Genomic DNA, 17,007 nt, shown 5'->3' with positions numbered 1-17,007 from the left:
CAGCGGCTTTATTCCGCCGCGGCCAACGTATATGCGGTGCGGTCCGTTACCCGGCGCAGCACGAAGCTGGAATGCACGCCGCTGACGCCTGGAATGCCGGTGATGCGTTTCAGCAGCAACTCCTGGTAGGCGTCCAAGTCCTTGACCGCGACCTTGAGCTGGTAATCGGCGGCCTGGCCGGTAATCAGCAGGCATTCCATGACTTCCGGGATCTCGGCGACCGCCGCCTCGAAGGTGGCGAATCGCTCCGGGGTATGTCGGTCCATCGAAATCTGGACCAAGACGGTCAGACTCAAGCCCAAGGCCTTCGCGTCCAAAATCGCCCGGTAGCCTAGGATTAGCCCCGCTTCTTCCAGCACCCGCACCCGGCGCAGACACGGCGACGGCGATAGGCCGATGCGGTCGGCCAATTCCTGATTGCTGATCCGGCCATCGCTTTGCAGGATGGTCAATATTTGTCGGTCGTAACGATCCAATTCCATGAAATTCCGCTCAGCATTAAAAGTGCGCAATTAATTTAAACATATGAAACTAAATTGGCAATATTCCTCCAATTTATCGTTTAGTCAAGACTAACAACGCAATCGCCTGCGCGTCGGCTTGGCCTATCGTATCGCCAACCGAAACACAGGAGACCAGCGATGCTAAGCAACCCTTCTTTAAAGTACCGACCCTTCCCGCCGGTAGTCTTGCCGGACCGGCAATGGCCCGACCGCGTCATTACCCGGCCGCCGATCTGGATGAGCACTGACTTGCGCGACGGCAACCAAGCCCTGTTCGAGCCAATGAACGCCGAACGTAAGCTGCGATTGTTCGAGACTTTGTGCGGTATCGGTTTCAAGCAAATCGAAGTGGCGTTCCCGTCGGCGTCGCAGACCGATTTCGACTTCGTCCGCCAACTGATTACCGAAAACCGAATCCCGGACGACGTGACGATAGAAGTGCTCAGTCACGCCCGCGCGCCGCTGTTGCGCCGCACCATCGAAAGCTTGCACGGCGCTCGTAGCGCCATCGTGCATATCGTTAACGCCACCTCACAACCGTTCCGCGAGCTGGTATTGGGCATGAGCAAAGCCCAAGTGCTGACGATGGCGGTAGACGCAGTGCTCTTGGTCAAGGAGTTGACCACCGCACAACCCGGTACCGACTGGCGCTTGCAATACAGCCTGGAAACGTTCACCGCCACCGAGCTGGATTACGCGCTGGCGGTGGCCGACGCCGTCGTCGAAGCCTGGGGCGCGACGCCGGATAACAAGATCATTTTGAACCTGCCGTCTTCAGTGGAAAACGCAACGCCGAACGTCTACGCCGACCAGATCGAATGGATGCACCGCCGCATCGCCCGTCGCGACAGCGTGGTGCTGAGCGTGCATCCGCACAACGACCGAGGTACCGCGGTGGCCGCCGCCGAACTGGCCTTGATGGCCGGCGCCGAACGGGTCGAAGGCTGCTTGTTCGGCAACGGCGAGCGTACCGGCAACGTCGACTTGGTGACCTTGGCCTTGAATTTGTACACTCAGGGCATCGCGCCGGGCCTGGATTTTTCCGACATCGACGCCGTCGCGCGTAGTTTCGAAGCTTGTACCGGTTTGACGGTGCCGCCGCGCCAGCCTTACGCCGGCGACTTGGTGTTCACGGCGTTTTCCGGTTCGCATCAGGACGCGATCAACAAGGGCTTTGCCGCGCGAACGGCGGATGCTTACTGGAACGTGCCGTATCTGCCGTTCGATCCGGCCGACGTCGGCCGTGGCTACGACGCGGTGATCCGGGTCAATAGTCAGTCCGGCAAGGGCGGCGTCGCCCATTTACTGGAACGCCATTACGGCGTCGTTTTGCCGCGCCGCTTGCTGGTTGAATTCGCTCAAATCGTACAGCAACACGCCGACGTTGCCGGCGGCGAAATCGGCCACGAGTTAGTTTGGCGCTTGTTGCGCGAGGCGTATTTAGAGGCGAGCGAACCGTTGCAATATGTCGGGCATCGTTTGACCGATACCGCCGACGGCCAGCGGGTCGAACTGGGTGTACGATGGCACGGGGAAGATCGCCATTTGACCGGCGAGGGTAACGGCCCTCTGGATGCGGCGGTTGCGGCGGTGGCGGTGTTGGGCTACACGCTCACTGTGCGTAGTTACGAGGAACGTTCGCTAGGCGTCAGCCGGCACGGCGGCGACGCCCGCGCTTGCGCCTTCGTCGAACTGGCCGGGCCGGACTCGCGCACTGGCTACGGCGTCGGCATCGACGACAACTTGGTCACGGCCTCGCTCAAGGCGCTGGTCAGCGGTATCAATCGTTTGGTCGGATAGCTTGCCAGGCCGGATGGCGCTCGATCGCGGCCAGCGCTTTCGTCAACAGGCCGATGCCCGGCTCGGTGCGGTGCCAGGTCGAGGCGCCGGAGGGATGCGGTAGCGGGATCAGGTCGGCGGCGTGGCCGTAGGCTTCGATCCGATATTGTTCGCCGATGATCGCACTGAGCTTGTCCGCCTTCAGCCATTGCCGGATCGCCAGTTTGCCGACCGGAATAATCAATTGCGGTTGCAACAGTTCGATTTCGGCACGCAGCCACGCCGCGCAGTTTTCGATTTCGGCGGGGCTCGGCACCCGGTCGCCGCCGCCGGCCTGCTTGCCGGGGAAACAGCGACACACCGCCGCCATGTACACCCGTTGCCGAACCTGCTCTTCGTTTAGGCCCAAGCGGCCGAACCAGCCGAACAGCGTCTTGCCGGCGGTCCAGGCGAACGGTTTGCCGAACTGGCCTTCCTTACCGCCCGGCGCTTGGCCGATCAGCATCACCTTCGACATCACCGGCTGACAACAAACTACCGGGCCGACCATGTCCGGACAGCGCCGGCACGCCAATAAGGCTGCCCTATGCGCGTGCAGCGCGCTCAAGCCAGTTGAAGGTCGATGCCGACCGGACAGTGGTCGGAGCCGGTAACCTCCGGCAGGATGAAAGCACTTTGGATGCCGGGCAGCAACGGCTCGCTAGCCAGCAGGTAATCGATCCGCCAACCAATGTTCTTTTCGCGGGCGTTGGCGCGGTAACTCCACCAACTGTAAGCTACTTCGTCAGGATGGAAATGGCGGAAGCTGTCGACCAGACCGCGCGCCAGAATGCCGCCGAAGCCGTCGATCTCGGCCTGGGTGTAGCCGGCCGACTTGTTGTAATTGGCCTTGGGCCGGGCAATGTCGATGGCTTGGTGGGCGACGTTGAAGTCGCCGCCGACGATGACCGGCTTGCGGCTTTGCAAGTCGGCCAGATAATCGCCGAAGGCACGATCCCAGGTCTGCCGGTATTCCAGCCGGGACAGCCCGTCGCCGGAATTGGGTACGTAGACGTTGACCAAATAAAAGCCTTCGTACTCTGCGGCGATGACCCGGCCTTCCAGGTCGTGTTCGGCTTGGCCGATGTCGCGCAGAATCTGCAATGGCTCCCGTCGGCATAGCAGCGCGACGCCGGAATAGCCCTTGCGTTCGGCCGAGTTGGCGTGAACGTGGTAACCGGCTATGCCGGCCAAGGCTTGGGCGACCTGGTCTTCCTGGGCCTTGGTTTCTTGGAGCAATATGCAATCGGCGTCGATTCGAGCCAGGGTTTCGGCAAAACCTTTGCCTTGCACGGCACGGATGCCGTTGACGTTCCAGGAGACGATTTTCATCGGTAAATAGCCAGGGCGGTTGAAGATCGACCTATTTTAAGGGCTGTAGCGGGCGGAAGCCAGGCGGAAGTGGCATGGCCTAGCCTAGCTTCGGCTTGTCGGCGGTCCATCGGTCTCGTCGATTCGGGTTGTGCAACGCGCTTCGTCCGACAATCACGAGGTAGCCAGACTTTTTGTTTCTTCAAGGTGGCGACATGCGGCATATTGGTTTAATATTAGAAAGCATTAATATACAAATATAGCGATACGTTCCTGCCGTTGCATTATTGCTATCAGCGGCTAGTCGTCGGCGACGCGACACTAGGCAAGCTGTCGGCCTATATATAGCGTTAGTGTGTCTTATTGTCGCAGGAGGAGGTTTTTGAATGAAATTACGTTAAAAACGTGTGGAAATTCGCCAGTAATCGGCTAACGTTAGTTTAAGGCAGCTTTAGCTGTCCGATTGTCTTCACCCCGCCCGGCGGCAAGTGGGGACCGCTTTATGCCAATCGTTTGGGAACCACGCGGACGCGTCATCCAAAACTGATCATTAGACGTGGATTCCGTCGCGATTTGACACGAGACAGCCGCTGTTTCCAGGCCCCGAGACAAGGACTAGATCATGAACATTCCAGCTTATCCATCTCCCGTTCATTGTGATTCGCAACGTAAAACCCCACGGAGATTATTCCCGTCCGCATGGGGTATCGCACTCGGCTGGTTACCGCTAGTCGCGACGGTGGCGGAAACCGTCGCCGAGCCGGAAATGCCCGGCGAGACCGTGCTCGAACAAGTTATCGTCACCGACAAATTTCCCAGCGTCAAAGCCCTGAATGCCTCGGAAATGGAAGCCGACATCGTCACCAGCAAGCGCGCCGCGATCAGCGATACCGCCAAACTGTTGGAAGACACGCCCGGCGTCAGTCTGTACGGTGCCGGAGGCGTGTCCAGCCTGCCGGCGATTCACGGCTTGAACGACGACCGGGTCAAGATAGACATCAACGGCATGACCTTGACCGCCGCCTGCGCCAACCACATGAATCCGCCGCTGTCCTACATCGACCGCAGCAATATCGGCAAAATCACAATCCTGACCGGGATTGCGCCGGTCAGCCTGGGCGGCGACAGTTTGGGCGGGACCATCTCGGTGAAAACCCCGGACCCGGTGTTTGCCGAACCGGGCAAGGACATACTGCTGGAAGGGAGTGCCTCGGCGTTTTACCGCAGCAACGGCGACGCGTTCGGCGGCAGCATCGCCGCCGCGGTGGCCAACCAATACGCTCGGCTGGAATACACCGGTTCGCACACCGAGAGCATGAATTACAACGACGGTAACGGCAACATCGTCAGTTCCACCGCCTACGAAAACCAAAACCACTCGGCGGCGCTGTCGTTCAAATTCGACAAGCATTTGCTGGTGATACGCGGCGGCCAGCAGCATATTCCGTTTCAGGGCTTTCCCAATCAACGGATGGACTTGACCAATAACGACAGCATCTTCGGCAATATCAGCCATAAGGGCGAATTCGACTGGGGCACGTTGGAAAGCCGGTTTTACTACGAAAGCACCCAGCACAGCATGGACATTGGCGAGGACAAGCACAATCACTTCCTGGACGGCAGCGTCTCCGGCGGCGCCTTCGCACCACCCAACGACCGGATGCCGATGGAAACCCGCGGTCGCAATCTGGGCTATAAAATCATGGCCGAGATTCCGTTCAACAAACGCGACACCTTCCGGGTCGGCAACGAATTTCACGGCAATAAAATCAACGATTATTGGCCGGCGGTGCATGGCGATACCGCCATCGCGGCCAACAACAACGATGCCCGTAGCGCTTACTGGATGATGGCGCCGGAAGCGATGTTGAACATTCACAACGGCGTGCGCGACCGAGTCGGTTTTTTCGGCGAATGGGAAGCGCGTTGGGACGATCATTGGAAGAGCTTGCTGGGCCTGCGTTACGACCACACCAACATGAATGCCGAAAACGTCCACCCTTATAATCCCGACCTGTTGAATACCGGGCCGACGTTCTCGATAGACCGGGCCGGCGCGATCACCGCGCTGAACGCCGCGAATGCCTTCAATGCCCGCGACAAGGAGCGCAATTTCGACACCTACGACATCACGGCCCTATTGCAATACACCCACAACGATATGAGCCAGTTCGAATTCGGTTACGCCCGCAAAAACCGGATGCCGAACATGTACGAGCTTTACACTTGGGGGCCGCGCAAAATGGACATGGCAATGATAGGCTGGTTCGGCGACGGCAACGGCTACACCGGCAATCTGAATCTGACCGAGGAAACCGCCCATACCGTCAGCCTGACCGCCGCCTTTCACGAACCGGCCAATAACTTGTGGGAAATCAGCGCCACGCCGTACATCAGCTACGTCAATAACTTTATAGACGCCGACCGCTGCTCCGGCACGCCGGGTACCGCGGCCGGTTGCGGTACGGCCCCGCAAACCGCGACCAATAGCTTCGTCTACCTGAAGTTCGCCAACCACGATGCTCGCTTGTGGGGCGTGGATGTCTCAGGCCGGACCCGCTTGTATAAAGACAATAACGTGGGCGAATTCGCTACTCACACCACGATGAGTTATGTGCGCGGCGAACGCATGGACGGCGGCAATCTCTATCACATCATGCCGTTCAACATGAAGTTGAGCCTGGATCACCGTTTGCAAAGCTGGCAAAGCGCGATCGAAATGCAGTTTGTCGACGGCAAGGACGATGTGCAGGCCATCCGCAACGAAACCACCACGCCGTCCTACATCCTGTTGAACGCCCGCACCGGTTACGAATGGGGCAAGGTCCGCTTCGACATCGGTCTGGATAACGTGCTGGATAAGCAATACTACCAACCGCTGGCCGGCAGCTATTTGGGAGACCGTTACGGCATGAACCCGACCGCCGCATCCAACGTCACCGTGCCGTGGGGCCGCAACGTGGCCGGCCTGGGCCGCTCGGCTTACGTCGGCGTCACGATCCGATACTAAGGCCGGCGACACTCTTTTTTAGTTGCCGTAACAGTTCGAATAGCCCCTCCGGGAGCAATGTCGTTCAGTTTTAAGCCGTTCGCTGAGTGGAGTCGAAGTGAACGGCTGGCTTCGACTCCGCTCAGCCAGCGGCTTATGGTTCAGCCAGCCGCTGGCGTTGGCACCGATCGAAACGCGCGAATAGCCAAAGGTTCACCGGCTCCCGCGACTTTCACCAGAGGGCTTAAATCCTGCCGAGCCAACCGGTATACTGGCGGCCACTCCGGCAATCTGGGATGACCCGCAAATGACACCCGTAAAAGCATTGATTTTGTCCAGCCTGACCGCCTGCCTGTTGGCGGCCTGTTCGTTCTCCGACAGTTCGAAAAGCTCGTCGGACAGCTCCGGCAGCGTATCCGATATGGCGTCCAGCCCGATCAGCTCCAGTTCCGACTCGTCGCGCACCGACCAGGAAAAGTTCGAAGACTCGGTCGCCGACTACACCGCCGAATTCGTGGTCGGCTCGTCCGGCTCGCTGGATACCTTCCGCGCCCACGTCGGCGAACTGGCCGACAAATACGGCATCAGCAACTGGGAAGCCGACCGTCATAGTTATCTGGGCATAGGCCGCGGCTTGAAAAAAGCCGATCTCGGCAAGCCGCAAATCTCCGCCTTCACCGAAAGCCTGAGCGGCAAGGACCCGATGAAGCAGCAGGCAATCGAAGACGGGCTGAAAAAATAAATCGCCGCGACGTTGGCTTAAGCCGCCGCCGAAGCTGGGCGGCGGCATTGATCTGCCTGGCAATCGCCGCGCCGGCAGCGGCGCGCGAGTTCGAGTTTCTGTACATCGAAGCCAACGAAGGCAGCGCCAGCGGCGGCCACGCCGCGCTTCGCCTGGACGACGCGGTCTATCACTTTCAGCATGTCGAACCGGGCTGGCTGCGCCTGTACCGCGACGATTTCGCCGCCTTCCGTTTTGCCTACGGCTTTCAAGAAAACCGCGCCATACACAGCCACCGCATAGCCGTATCCGAAGGGTTTTTCCAGGACTTGCAACAAGTCTTCAACCGCACGCAATTGATACAGACCCAGCATTTCGACCGCTTGCGCGCGCTGGCGGCCGACCGCGATTTGCTGCAAGGATTGCTCGAACCGGAGGAGGTCCGGCCGAGTTTGGCGTTGAAGGCCTTGGGCTATTTTCTGGAACGCTACCGCCCAGCCCAAGCGATGCCGGCGGATCGGCCCAGTCCGCGTCTGGCCGAGTTGCGGCAACTCGCGGCGGACCGTTACGGCGCGGACTTTTTAGCTGCCAAACGGCGGCGGATTCGCGAACAACTGCATGCACTGACGCCGGCCCGGCCCGCGCAAAATCCGCCAATCTCCGCCGAACGCTTCGAGGTCGGCGAACTTAGCTTCGGACAACGTTACGAAAACCAACTGCTGAATCTGGCCGCGCTCGACGTGTTGCAAGCCGGTCTGTCGCCGCGCCCGGAGACGCTGTTGCAAGCGCGTTTGCCCGAGCTGGCCTTAAACGCGGCGCAAATTCGGACCTTGGCGAGCTTTCGGGAAAACTTGATTGCCGATCTATTAGCCTTGCTCGACAGCCGGCGGCCGGATTGGGGCTATCCGCTGCTGGTCGGCATGGCCAGACTGCACGCGCTGGATGCCAGCATCGCGTCCGGCGAACTGAGCGTGTTGGATCGCAGCCTTCAGCGGGAATCCGCGCCGGCCTTGGCCGAAGCGGATTTACCGGTCGCGTTGCAATACGGCCGGGCCTTGCTCGCCGCCGCCAGCCGCCGTTTGACGGACGGCGAGGCGCTGGACGAACGCGGTTACGCCGAAATCGAACGCGGCGCCACCGCACTGCTGCAAGTGGCGGAGCCGCTGCGGCAAACGCCGCCCAAACCGTTGGCGGTACTGACAGCCACGCCGGCTAAGCCCGCCGCCGCCGAATTGCTCAGCTTGCCGCTGGCAACGGAGCAACTGGCGGCCGAGCTGGCGCTGGCCGAACGGCGCCTGAACCAATACCGCGCGCAACTGACCGAGTTGTACCGTTACGACCTGCTCGGCCGTAATTGCGTGACCGAGCTGTTTCGGATGCTCAACGCCACGGTCGGCCGAACCGGCGGCGCGAGATCGGCCGAGGCGCTGGCCGATGCCTCGCGGACGCTGCTCGGCGGCTATCTGGACGACAGCGGCGCCAACCGGATTCCGTTCGCGGCTTACGACAGCGTTGGCGCCAGCTACCGGGTAGTTGCCAGCGAGCGCCTACCGCCGTATCGCGAACGCCAACTGAACCGCCAATACCAAACCGAGCCGGCCTGGCGGGTGGCGTTACGCGAATCCAATGCGCTGACTTCGACGGTGTACGCTTGGCATGGCAACGACGCGGTCTTCGTGTTTTTCACCCAGGATGCGGTCTGGCCCCGCCCCTTGCAAGCCGGCTTCAATCTGGCCGCCGCCGGTGGACAGGCGGCGCTCGGCTTGTTGAGCTGGCCCTGGGACAGCGGCCGAAATCTGCGCAACGGCCTCAAGGGCGCCGCCGTCAGCCTGCCCGAACTGGTGTTTTTCAACATCCGCAAAGGCTCGTTTCCCGGTTTGTTACCGGACGCCGATGCGCTCGCCGACGCGGCGGCGGAGTGAGTGGATCAGCCTAGAAAAATCAGTCGAGCATTCCAAACCCCGTTCCGAGCCCAGCCGATGGGTAGGCGGGATTTGGAATGCTCGCCAAATGGGCGAGGTTTAATATCCGTTCGTGCTTCGACAAACTCGGCACGAACGGATTGACGCGTTCGAACGGTTTTTTTTAGGATCAGCGGTTAGCCTAGCCTAGGTTTGCGTCGAACGGCTGCTTAGACTCGTTATTGACAGCTGCCGTCATAGGCGCACGAGATATAGCATTCGGCCGGCGTGCCCAGGCTGGTGTAGTCCGACACCCCGTCGATCGTGCACTCCACGCCGTATATCCAGCCGTTAGCCCCATCGAGATACACCTCGCCGCCGTCGTTTTGGCAACGGGTCGCGACAGACTTGGCAGCGCGAGCCAGATTGTAATCGGCGGAATCGCGGCAACCGGGTAACCAAGAAGCGCCACCGTCCCCCCAGCCGCCACCTCCGCCGCCACCTCCGCCGCCCCAGCCACCGAAATCACCACCGCCGCTGCTCCAGCCGCCAAAGTCTCCGCCGCCGTCGCAGCTAGCGAATTCCGGCGCACACCAACCATTGCTTTCCATGGCCATGCCCACCGGACTAATCAAGAGTAAGGACAATATCCCGCCAGCTAATCTGTTCATCGTGATACCTCGTCAAAAGCAAAATTTGGGTTTTCAGGGCGTGATGAGCGTTGCATCGCGTCGGTAAGATTCGAGCAACGGAAACTAAACTCGCCAACGCGACGGCCTAGCCTCGCAACTTAGGGTATAAGCCCAAGTCCCGCGTTGTCTGTGAAGTATTCACTCGATCGGCCGTTGCGGCGGGCGATGCCTGGATTTTGGCCGAGCGAGCGCTGCCGTAAACCTCTCCGTAGTCTGTTAAAAAAAGCGCGGAGGGGGTTGAGTATAGGCCGGGCTGTAAACCGATCGGGCTGGCTAGACTTGAGCTAGAATGCGGCCCATTCGAATCCAGGAAATTTCAGCGTCATGGTCACCGACATTCCTCCCAAACGTTTTCGCATCGCTTTTTCGTTCGCTGGCGAAAAGCGCGATTTTGTCCAACAGACCGCTCGGATCTTGGCGGAGAGGTTTGGCGAAGAGAAAATCCTGTATGACGAATATCATGAGGAAGAATTTAGTCGGGCAAGACTCGGGCGCTATCTACCTAGGTTTTATCACGATGAGTCTGATTTGGTCGTTGTTGTTCTTTGCCAAGATTATTTACAGAAAGAATGGCCGGGATTGGAATGGGACGCCATATTCGATCTGATAAAGAAGCGCCGTGACGACGACGTTATGTTGACTCGGTTTGACCGCGCGGAAATTGCCGAACTGTACGATGCGGGTTACACAGAGCTTGATGATAAGTCACCCGAGCAATTCGCCACTAAGATTTTAAGACGTTTGGCGCTCAACGAAAGCAAGCCCAAAGATCATTACACCAAAGACCTAAATTTCCAGGCTGCATCAGAAGTCGCTCCAACGCCGTCTCCAACCGTCTGCGCTCATGACGCGACAACCCTTAAAAAGTTGGAAACTAAAGAAGCAGAATCTTTCGTCCAGAGTATTCAGAAATTCCTTCCCCAATATTTTTCGAGCGTTCCAACCCTTCGAAAACCGGCGGATTTAATTCGGTTCTTTTGTGCAAGTCGTAGCGGGGAGGACGAAATCGGCGAGCTCTTCTTTGTGGTTCGGGAGGCGTTACGGGAACAACCGCCAACTCTGAACAGAACAGCGGCGGAAGAGGCGGCTGCTTTGCTTTACTGTATCGCGGCGCGTCAAGCGGTGGATGCGGTAGTCGCCAAGGCAAATATGGAACGTCTGGGTGCCGAGGTCATTGAGGTTCCGTATGATCAGAACATCGTGTGCGCGGTCATCGTCAATGCGCTGTTCGGCGGGACGCTAATTCTGAAGGCGCCGGACCCTGCCGATATTCCAAGCTTACCAAGACCGGAATGGGTGCTCGACACCGACGCCTTACCCAATGGCGAGAACCTGACTGGATCGCTGGAATGCGCGGTATTTAACGCACTATTCAAAAACTCCAAACTCAGCCCTCAACTGTGTTTGGATTCTGATGGCCTGACTGATCAACAAAAGGCTTTGTTAAAAAACCGAATAAAAGACATCAAAAAACGGAACTTGAGCCTTGCCCTGGTGGTGCGCGGCTCGCCGCCATCCGGCGTCGCTGTTGAGGTTTCTAAGAATTACAGTTTGCCTTTATTCTTACCGTCCAAAGAAATCTGCAATGAAATACTGGCAATGGATGCCAACACGCTGATCGCGCATATATTCGAATTATGGGAACTGATGGAAAACATCTAGCCCGACCTACAAGCGATAGGAAATTGTAAATGACGAACCCTTTCTTAAATTTGGTGGAAAAATCCGCTGTTGAATTAGCGTCCAGCGACCGCTTCCCCGCCGCCGGCCACTACTGGAGCCAGCCGGAAATCGATGCGTTGATTTTCGCGTTCGCGGCGCGGCGGCCGTTGTTGGTGCGCGGCGAGGCCGGTAGCGGCAAGAGCCAGATCGCGCGGGCGGCGGCCCGGCATTTGAACGGAGGAGAACCCTGGGTCGAAGTGATACATCCGCGCTTCGAGGCCCTGGACTTGCTGTACCGGGTCGATGTGGTCGAGCGCCTGGCCGATGCGCAAATCCAACAGTTGGACAAGACCAACAAAAAATACGTCAAACCCGGCCGCTTGTGGCAAGCGGTGCAATGCCTGCAAGACCACGCCGATGCGATTCCGGTACTGCTGATCGACGAAATCGACAAGGCCGATGCCGACTTGCCCAACGCCTTGCTGGACGTGCTCGGCAACCGCAGCTTCGAGGTGCCGCCACTGGCCGATTTGACGGTGCGCGCGCCCGACCGGCGCTGGCCGCTGATCGTCATCACCACCAACGAAGAACGCGAACTGCCGCCGGCCTTCATCCGCCGCTGCGCGGTGCTGAACCTGAATCCGCCCAAAGCCGATGGGGCCTTCAAGGATTGGCTGATCGAGCGCGGCCGGGTGCATCGCCATCTGGCGATAACCGACGCAGCCCGCTTGCAGGCCGCCGAGCAAGTGCTGGCCGACCGGCAAGTGGCCGAATCGGCCGGCTATCCGAAAGTCGGTCTGGCTGAGTACATCGACTTGCTGACCGCGTTGCACGAACTGACTGAAGCCATCGCGGACCCGCAACAACGCCAGCAAAGCCAAATCGACTGGCTGCAACGCCTGGGCGCCTACGCGCTGGTCAAGCATGCCGAACAGGATCAAGGCCGCACGCCGCGAGCCGCCAGCCAGCCGGCGGCGGACGCCGAGTGAAACCTGCCGGCTTTGCGCCTGCCCAAGGCGCAGTGGCCCGCGCCGATCTGCTGCGGCTGTTGGCGGCCGCGCCGCGCCCGCTGTTGGTGTTGGACGACGCCGGCGAACACGGCTTGGCCTACCGCGAACAACCGCCTGCCGAGCCGGCGCTCGCTGTGGAAAACCTGGTCGTACCGGACCGCAACCCGCCGGCCGCGATCTCGGCCAGCCCCTATAAACTCCCGCTGCAAATGCCGTTCGCGCACGTGGTAGCCGAACGGCACACCCGCGAGCCGCCGGCCGTCGAGCCGGACCCAACGCCGCGACTTGCGGTCGAGCCGATTAGCGAAGACGACGCCAAACCCTTGGCCGAACGCCGACTGGTCGATTATGAAGACCTGGTGCCCAAGGCTCGCCTGCTGCCGGCCTTGAAACGCCATCTGGCCCACGACCAATTGGGTGGTTTGGATGTTTCGACGCTGGTCCGGCAAATCGCCGGGCAGCGATTGCCACGCCATTTGCCGCGCCGGCGTCTGCAAACCTGGCATCCGCAATGGGTGGTGGTGCTGGATTTTTGCCAGCGGCTGTGGCCTTACCGGCAGGACATGCACCGGCTGGCCGAGCGTTTGCTTCGCCAGTGCGGCGAGAGCGGCATCTCGCTGCGCATCGTCAACCACGGGCCGCTGAATCCCTGGAGCGACTGGTTGGAAGAACAGCGCAGCCACGGCCCGCCGCCGGCCAAACGGCCTTGGCGGATGCCGGCCGCCGGCACGCCGGTGTTGCTGGTCAGCGACCTGGGCCTGCTGGAAGGCGCGCAGTCGTCCACCCATCACGCGTGGCTGCGCTTCATCGGCCAATTGAGCCAAGCGCAAACCCGGCCCTGGGCCTTGCTGCCGCTGGGCGCGGACCAGCTCGACCGCGATTTGCCCAAGGCACTGTCGCTGTTGCGCTGGAGTCCGGACGCCCGGATGCACCCGGAACGCGCCTTCGGCGGCGGCCTGGCCGAGCCGGCCGGCTTGGCCGAGCTGCTGGCGATGGCCGCCGTCACCCGCCGCGTCGATCCGCCCTTGCTGCGGGCGATGCGCCAACTCAATCCGCGTGCGCCGCTGAACGCCGGCTTGGAAGGCGCGTTTTGGTGCCATGCCGACGTCGAAGCCGGCGCGGCCGCTAATATCCGTAGCGAAGCCCAAGCCGGCCACCTGGCGTACTTTTCCGAACACCTGGCAAATAGCCATCTGGCTCTGGAAGCACTGCGCTTTAAGCACCATGCCCATTTGCGTGCGGTGTTGAATCACGAAGAAACCTTGTTGTGGCGGGCGCATACGGCGTGCGACGACGCGGATTTACCGAAAGCCGCGCGGCAAAGAGCTCAAGCCGCCGAAACCTTCATGCGACAACTGGCGAAAACCCTGGCTCAGCCGAATGCGCTCGAAACCGCCGGGGTCTGGTGGCAGGTTGCGCAAGACATCGTTAAGCGCGCCGACCGGCGCATGGGCGAAACCTACCCGCAACTGTTGACGCCGTTGGTTTCGGCGATTGCCGAGGCGACCGGCGACCTGTCGAGCGCGCCGGATTGGCTAGATCCGGCCGTGCTGGCCGGTTTGCGCGGCGTCGGGTCGGTGCCTTGTCGATTGGTCCGCGACGCCCGGCAACAGGCGATCACGCTTAAGCCCGTGCTGGCGAATCCGCCCAGGCAAACCGCATTCGGCGATCCGCTCAGCGTGGACAGCGGCGGCGTGCGGATCGATTGCGCCGGGCGTAGCGCCTGGTTACCGTTGCCTGCGGTGTCCGCGCGGATTTGCAGCCTGAACGACGCCAACGAAATCACGTTGACCACCAGCAGCGAGACCTTGAAACTGGTGCGGGTCGGCAGGCCGCGAGGGGCGGCGGCTTGGTTGGTGGAATCCAGTTGTCTGACCGTCGTAGCGCCGGACTTTTGCGGTAAGGAATGGCGATGGCGGGATGACGACTTGAAAGTGGTCAAAGGCCCGAACGGCCAAAACGTGCTGGTCGAAAAGCAGCTCCGCAAATCGCTGGCCCCGCATGTTAAGGACCAAGGGCGCATCTTTCAGGAAGGCCAATACGCCTCCGGCGTGACCTACTATCTGGACGAATACGGCGTATTGGCCGAGTTGCTGGTGGTCACCCCGCATGGCACCGCAGCGCAATCCTTCCGCTGGATAGAGCCGGGGACTTTTTTGATGGGCTCGCCGGACGACGAGCCGGAGCGCGCAGCAAATGAAGGCCCGCAACACTGGGTGAGGCTCAGCCGGGGCTACTGGCTGGCCGACACCGCCTGCAGCCAAGCCTTGTGGTTAGCGGTGATGGGTAATAACCCCAGTCATTTCAAAAGCGACCCGAACAATCCGGTGGAACAGGTCAGTTGGCTGGACGTGCAACAGTTTCTGGAAACGCTGCAAGCCTTGCTGCCGGGCTGCCAGGCTGATTTACCCAGCGAAGCGGAATGGGAATACGCCTGCCGGGCCGGCACGACCACGCCGTTTAGTTTCGGCGCCAACATCACGCCGGCGCAAGTCAACTACGACGGCCATTATCCGTATGCCGGCGGCGAGCAAGGCGAGTACCGGAAACGGACCGTGCCGGTCAAAACCCTGCCGGCCAATCCGTGGGGCTTGTACGAAATGCATGGCAATGTCTACGAATGGTGTAAGGATGGTCGGCGCGAATACAGCGCGCAGGCGCAAACCGACCCGCTCGGGCCGACAGGCCAAGATCAATCCCGTGTGATTCGCGGCGGCTCCTGGGACTTCCACGCCAGGTGGTCTCGCTCGGCCGACCGCATCGCGGACCGGCCCGACAGCGCCAGCAACGACCTGGGCTTCCGGCTTTGCCTGAGGTCCATCCGGCCCGGTCAGGCAGCGGGTGGCCCGGCGGGATCGCCGGGCCGGGCGAGCGGAGCGAGCCCCCGCGCGCCTCGGGTGGGTGAGACTGGCCGGGGCTGGCTTGCCGACAAACTGGCCGCGATTTTCAAACCGGACCCTAAACCGAAACGCCGATCATGACCCTGCACTTTTTCGCGATACCGGCCCTGCAGCCGCAACACGAGTTTAACCCCCGCGCAACCGCGATCGATGCACCCCCGGTTTTTGCCTATCCGCTGCCGGCCGGCAAACCGCAACGGCTGCCGCCGGCTTTAGCAGGCGCCTCTTCCGCGTTGCGAGTGCCGTCGGCCCCCGTAGGAGGCGCTTTAGCGGCGACTGAAGCCTCTTCCACGTTGCATGGGTCACCGACCAATTTTCCAGCCCGGTAATTCGCGATGACAGACCCCGCCCGCTTCCCCGACCCGTTTCCGCCGCCGTTCGCCAATGTCTGGGGGGATGATCGCTATGGGCTTTGGGCGGCCATCGTGGTTGATGGTGGGGCCGAGGCGCTGACGCAAATCCTGCGTTGGATCGAACCCGGCAGCTTCTGGATGGGCTCGCCGGACTACGAGCTGGAGCGGTCTAGCGACGAGGGCCCGCAACACCCAGTGACGATTAGCCAGGGTTTCTGGCTTGCAGACACGGCTTGTACCCAGACCTTGTGGCTGGCGGTGATGGGCAATAACCCCAGTGCGTTCAACGATGATCCTAACCGGCCGGTGGAGTCGGTCAGTTGGCTGGACGTGCAACAGTTTTTGGAAAAACTGCAAGTGTTACTGCCCGGTTGCCAGGCCGATTTACCCAGCGAAGCGGAATGGGAATACGCCTGCCGGGCCGGCACCACCACGCCGTTTAGCTTCGGCACCAACGTCACGCCGGCGCAAGCCAACTATGACGGAGAGTTTCCGTATGCCGGCGGCGAGCCAGGCGAGTACCGGCAACGGACCGTGCCGGTCAAAAGCCTGCCGGCCAACCCGTGGGGCTTGTACGAAATGCATGGCAATGTATGGGAGTGGTGTAAGGATGGGCGGCGCGACTACAGTGCAATGCAGATCGATCCGCTCGGGCCGACGGGCCAAGATTTACCCCGTGTGATTCGCGGCGGCTCTTGGAACAACGGAGCCAGGGGGAGGGGGTCGCGCTCGGCCAGCCGCCTCGCGGTCCGGCCCGGCGACGCCGACAGCAGCCTGGGCTTTCGGCTTTGCCTGAGGTCCATCCGGCCGGGTCCGGCAGCGGGTGGCCCGGCGGGATCGCCGGGCCGGGCGAGCGGAGCGAGCCCCGAGGTTTAGACGCGCCGACCGGTTTGGCGCACTGGCGTACAAACCTAGGTTTGTACTCCGACCACGCGTGGGGGATGGCTGTCGTGCGCTGTGGGATGGCGACCGGCCCAGGCAAACCGGGCGTTAAAAAAGGCGGCCTCCGTGGTGTTCACCCCGCCTATGTTAGGAGCAATCAAGGCTTTCGGCTATGCCTGATGTCCATCCGGCCCGGTGAGGCAGCGAGTGTCCCGGCGGGATCGCCGGGTTGGGCCAGCGGAGCGAGCCCCGAGGTTTAGACGCG

12 protein-coding genes are annotated in these 17,007 nt (G+C 60.9%); 8 read left to right on the top strand and 4 right to left on the bottom strand.

The features are described 5' to 3' along the window. Positions 1–8: 8 nt before the first annotated feature. Positions 9–482, bottom strand: coding sequence for an Lrp/AsnC family transcriptional regulator (locus tag ACQE3D_RS22590; protein ID WP_313730373.1), 474 nt, complete (start codon positions 480–482; stop codon positions 9–11). Between the two features lie 159 nt (positions 483–641). Between ACQE3D_RS22590 and leuA the strand changes: the two genes are divergently transcribed. Next, complete coding sequence (gene leuA / locus ACQE3D_RS22585) at positions 642–2,303, top strand: 2-isopropylmalate synthase (RefSeq protein WP_313730374.1); 1,662 nt, start codon at positions 642–644, stop codon at positions 2,301–2,303. On the opposite strand, the gene ACQE3D_RS22580 is transcribed toward leuA, so the two are convergent. Next, on the bottom strand, positions 2,284–2,832 hold the full coding sequence (locus ACQE3D_RS22580) for a uracil-DNA glycosylase family protein (RefSeq protein ID WP_409521131.1): 549 nt from the start codon (positions 2,830–2,832) through the stop codon (positions 2,284–2,286). The genes leuA and ACQE3D_RS22580 overlap by 20 nt on opposite strands. 53 nt (positions 2,833–2,885) lie before the next feature. Further along, on the bottom strand, positions 2,886–3,653 hold the full coding sequence (locus tag ACQE3D_RS22575; protein ID WP_313730376.1) for an exodeoxyribonuclease III: 768 nt from the start codon (positions 3,651–3,653) through the stop codon (positions 2,886–2,888). Positions 3,654–4,254: 601 nt separating this feature from the next. On the opposite strand from ACQE3D_RS22575, the gene ACQE3D_RS22570 reads away from it, so the two are divergent. From ACQE3D_RS22570 to ACQE3D_RS22560, 3 genes are all read left to right on the top strand, one after another. After that, positions 4,255–6,642 carry a TonB-dependent receptor plug domain-containing protein gene (locus tag ACQE3D_RS22570; protein ID WP_313730377.1) on the top strand — a complete coding sequence of 796 codons (2,388 nt, stop codon included), beginning with the start codon at positions 4,255–4,257 and terminating at the stop codon, positions 6,640–6,642. Positions 6,643–6,928: 286 nt separating this feature from the next. Then, positions 6,929–7,363: a putative lipoprotein gene (locus tag ACQE3D_RS22565; RefSeq protein ID WP_064026690.1), complete on the top strand. Its 435-nt coding sequence runs from the start codon at positions 6,929–6,931 to the stop codon at positions 7,361–7,363. 47 nt (positions 7,364–7,410) lie between these two features. Then, complete coding sequence (locus tag ACQE3D_RS22560) at positions 7,411–9,264, top strand: hypothetical protein (RefSeq protein ID WP_313730378.1); 1,854 nt, start codon at positions 7,411–7,413, stop codon at positions 9,262–9,264. A gap of 218 nt (positions 9,265–9,482) precedes the next feature. On the opposite strand, the gene ACQE3D_RS22555 is transcribed toward ACQE3D_RS22560, so the two are convergent. Continuing rightward, complete coding sequence (locus ACQE3D_RS22555) at positions 9,483–9,914, bottom strand: hypothetical protein (RefSeq protein WP_313730379.1); 432 nt, start codon at positions 9,912–9,914, stop codon at positions 9,483–9,485. Between the two features lie 345 nt (positions 9,915–10,259). On the opposite strand from ACQE3D_RS22555, the gene ACQE3D_RS22550 reads away from it, so the two are divergent. The 4 genes from ACQE3D_RS22550 (at position 10,260) to ACQE3D_RS22535 (ending at position 16,736) form a co-directional block, all read left to right on the top strand. Then, entirely contained in the window at positions 10,260–11,597 is a 1,338-nt protein-coding gene (locus ACQE3D_RS22550; protein ID WP_313730380.1) for a TIR domain-containing protein, read from the top strand. 29 nt (positions 11,598–11,626) lie between these two features. After that, entirely contained in the window at positions 11,627–12,586 is a 960-nt protein-coding gene (locus ACQE3D_RS22545) for an AAA family ATPase (RefSeq protein ID WP_313730381.1), read from the top strand. Further along, on the top strand, positions 12,583–15,588 hold the full coding sequence (locus tag ACQE3D_RS22540; protein ID WP_313730382.1) for a formylglycine-generating enzyme family protein: 3,006 nt from the start codon (positions 12,583–12,585) through the stop codon (positions 15,586–15,588). Before ACQE3D_RS22545 ends, ACQE3D_RS22540 begins: the two co-directional genes overlap by 4 nt. A 254-nt stretch (positions 15,589–15,842) precedes the next feature. After that, positions 15,843–16,736: a formylglycine-generating enzyme family protein gene (locus ACQE3D_RS22535; RefSeq protein ID WP_313730383.1), complete on the top strand. Its 894-nt coding sequence runs from the start codon at positions 15,843–15,845 to the stop codon at positions 16,734–16,736. Positions 16,737–17,007: the final 271 nt, after the last annotated feature.

Origin of the sequence: Methylomonas sp. MS20, assembly GCF_050275925.1 — a bacterium.
Classification (GTDB): Bacteria; Pseudomonadota; Gammaproteobacteria; order Methylococcales; family Methylomonadaceae; genus Methylomonas; species Methylomonas koyamae_A.
This window is presented reverse-complemented; position numbering and strand designations above follow the sequence as displayed.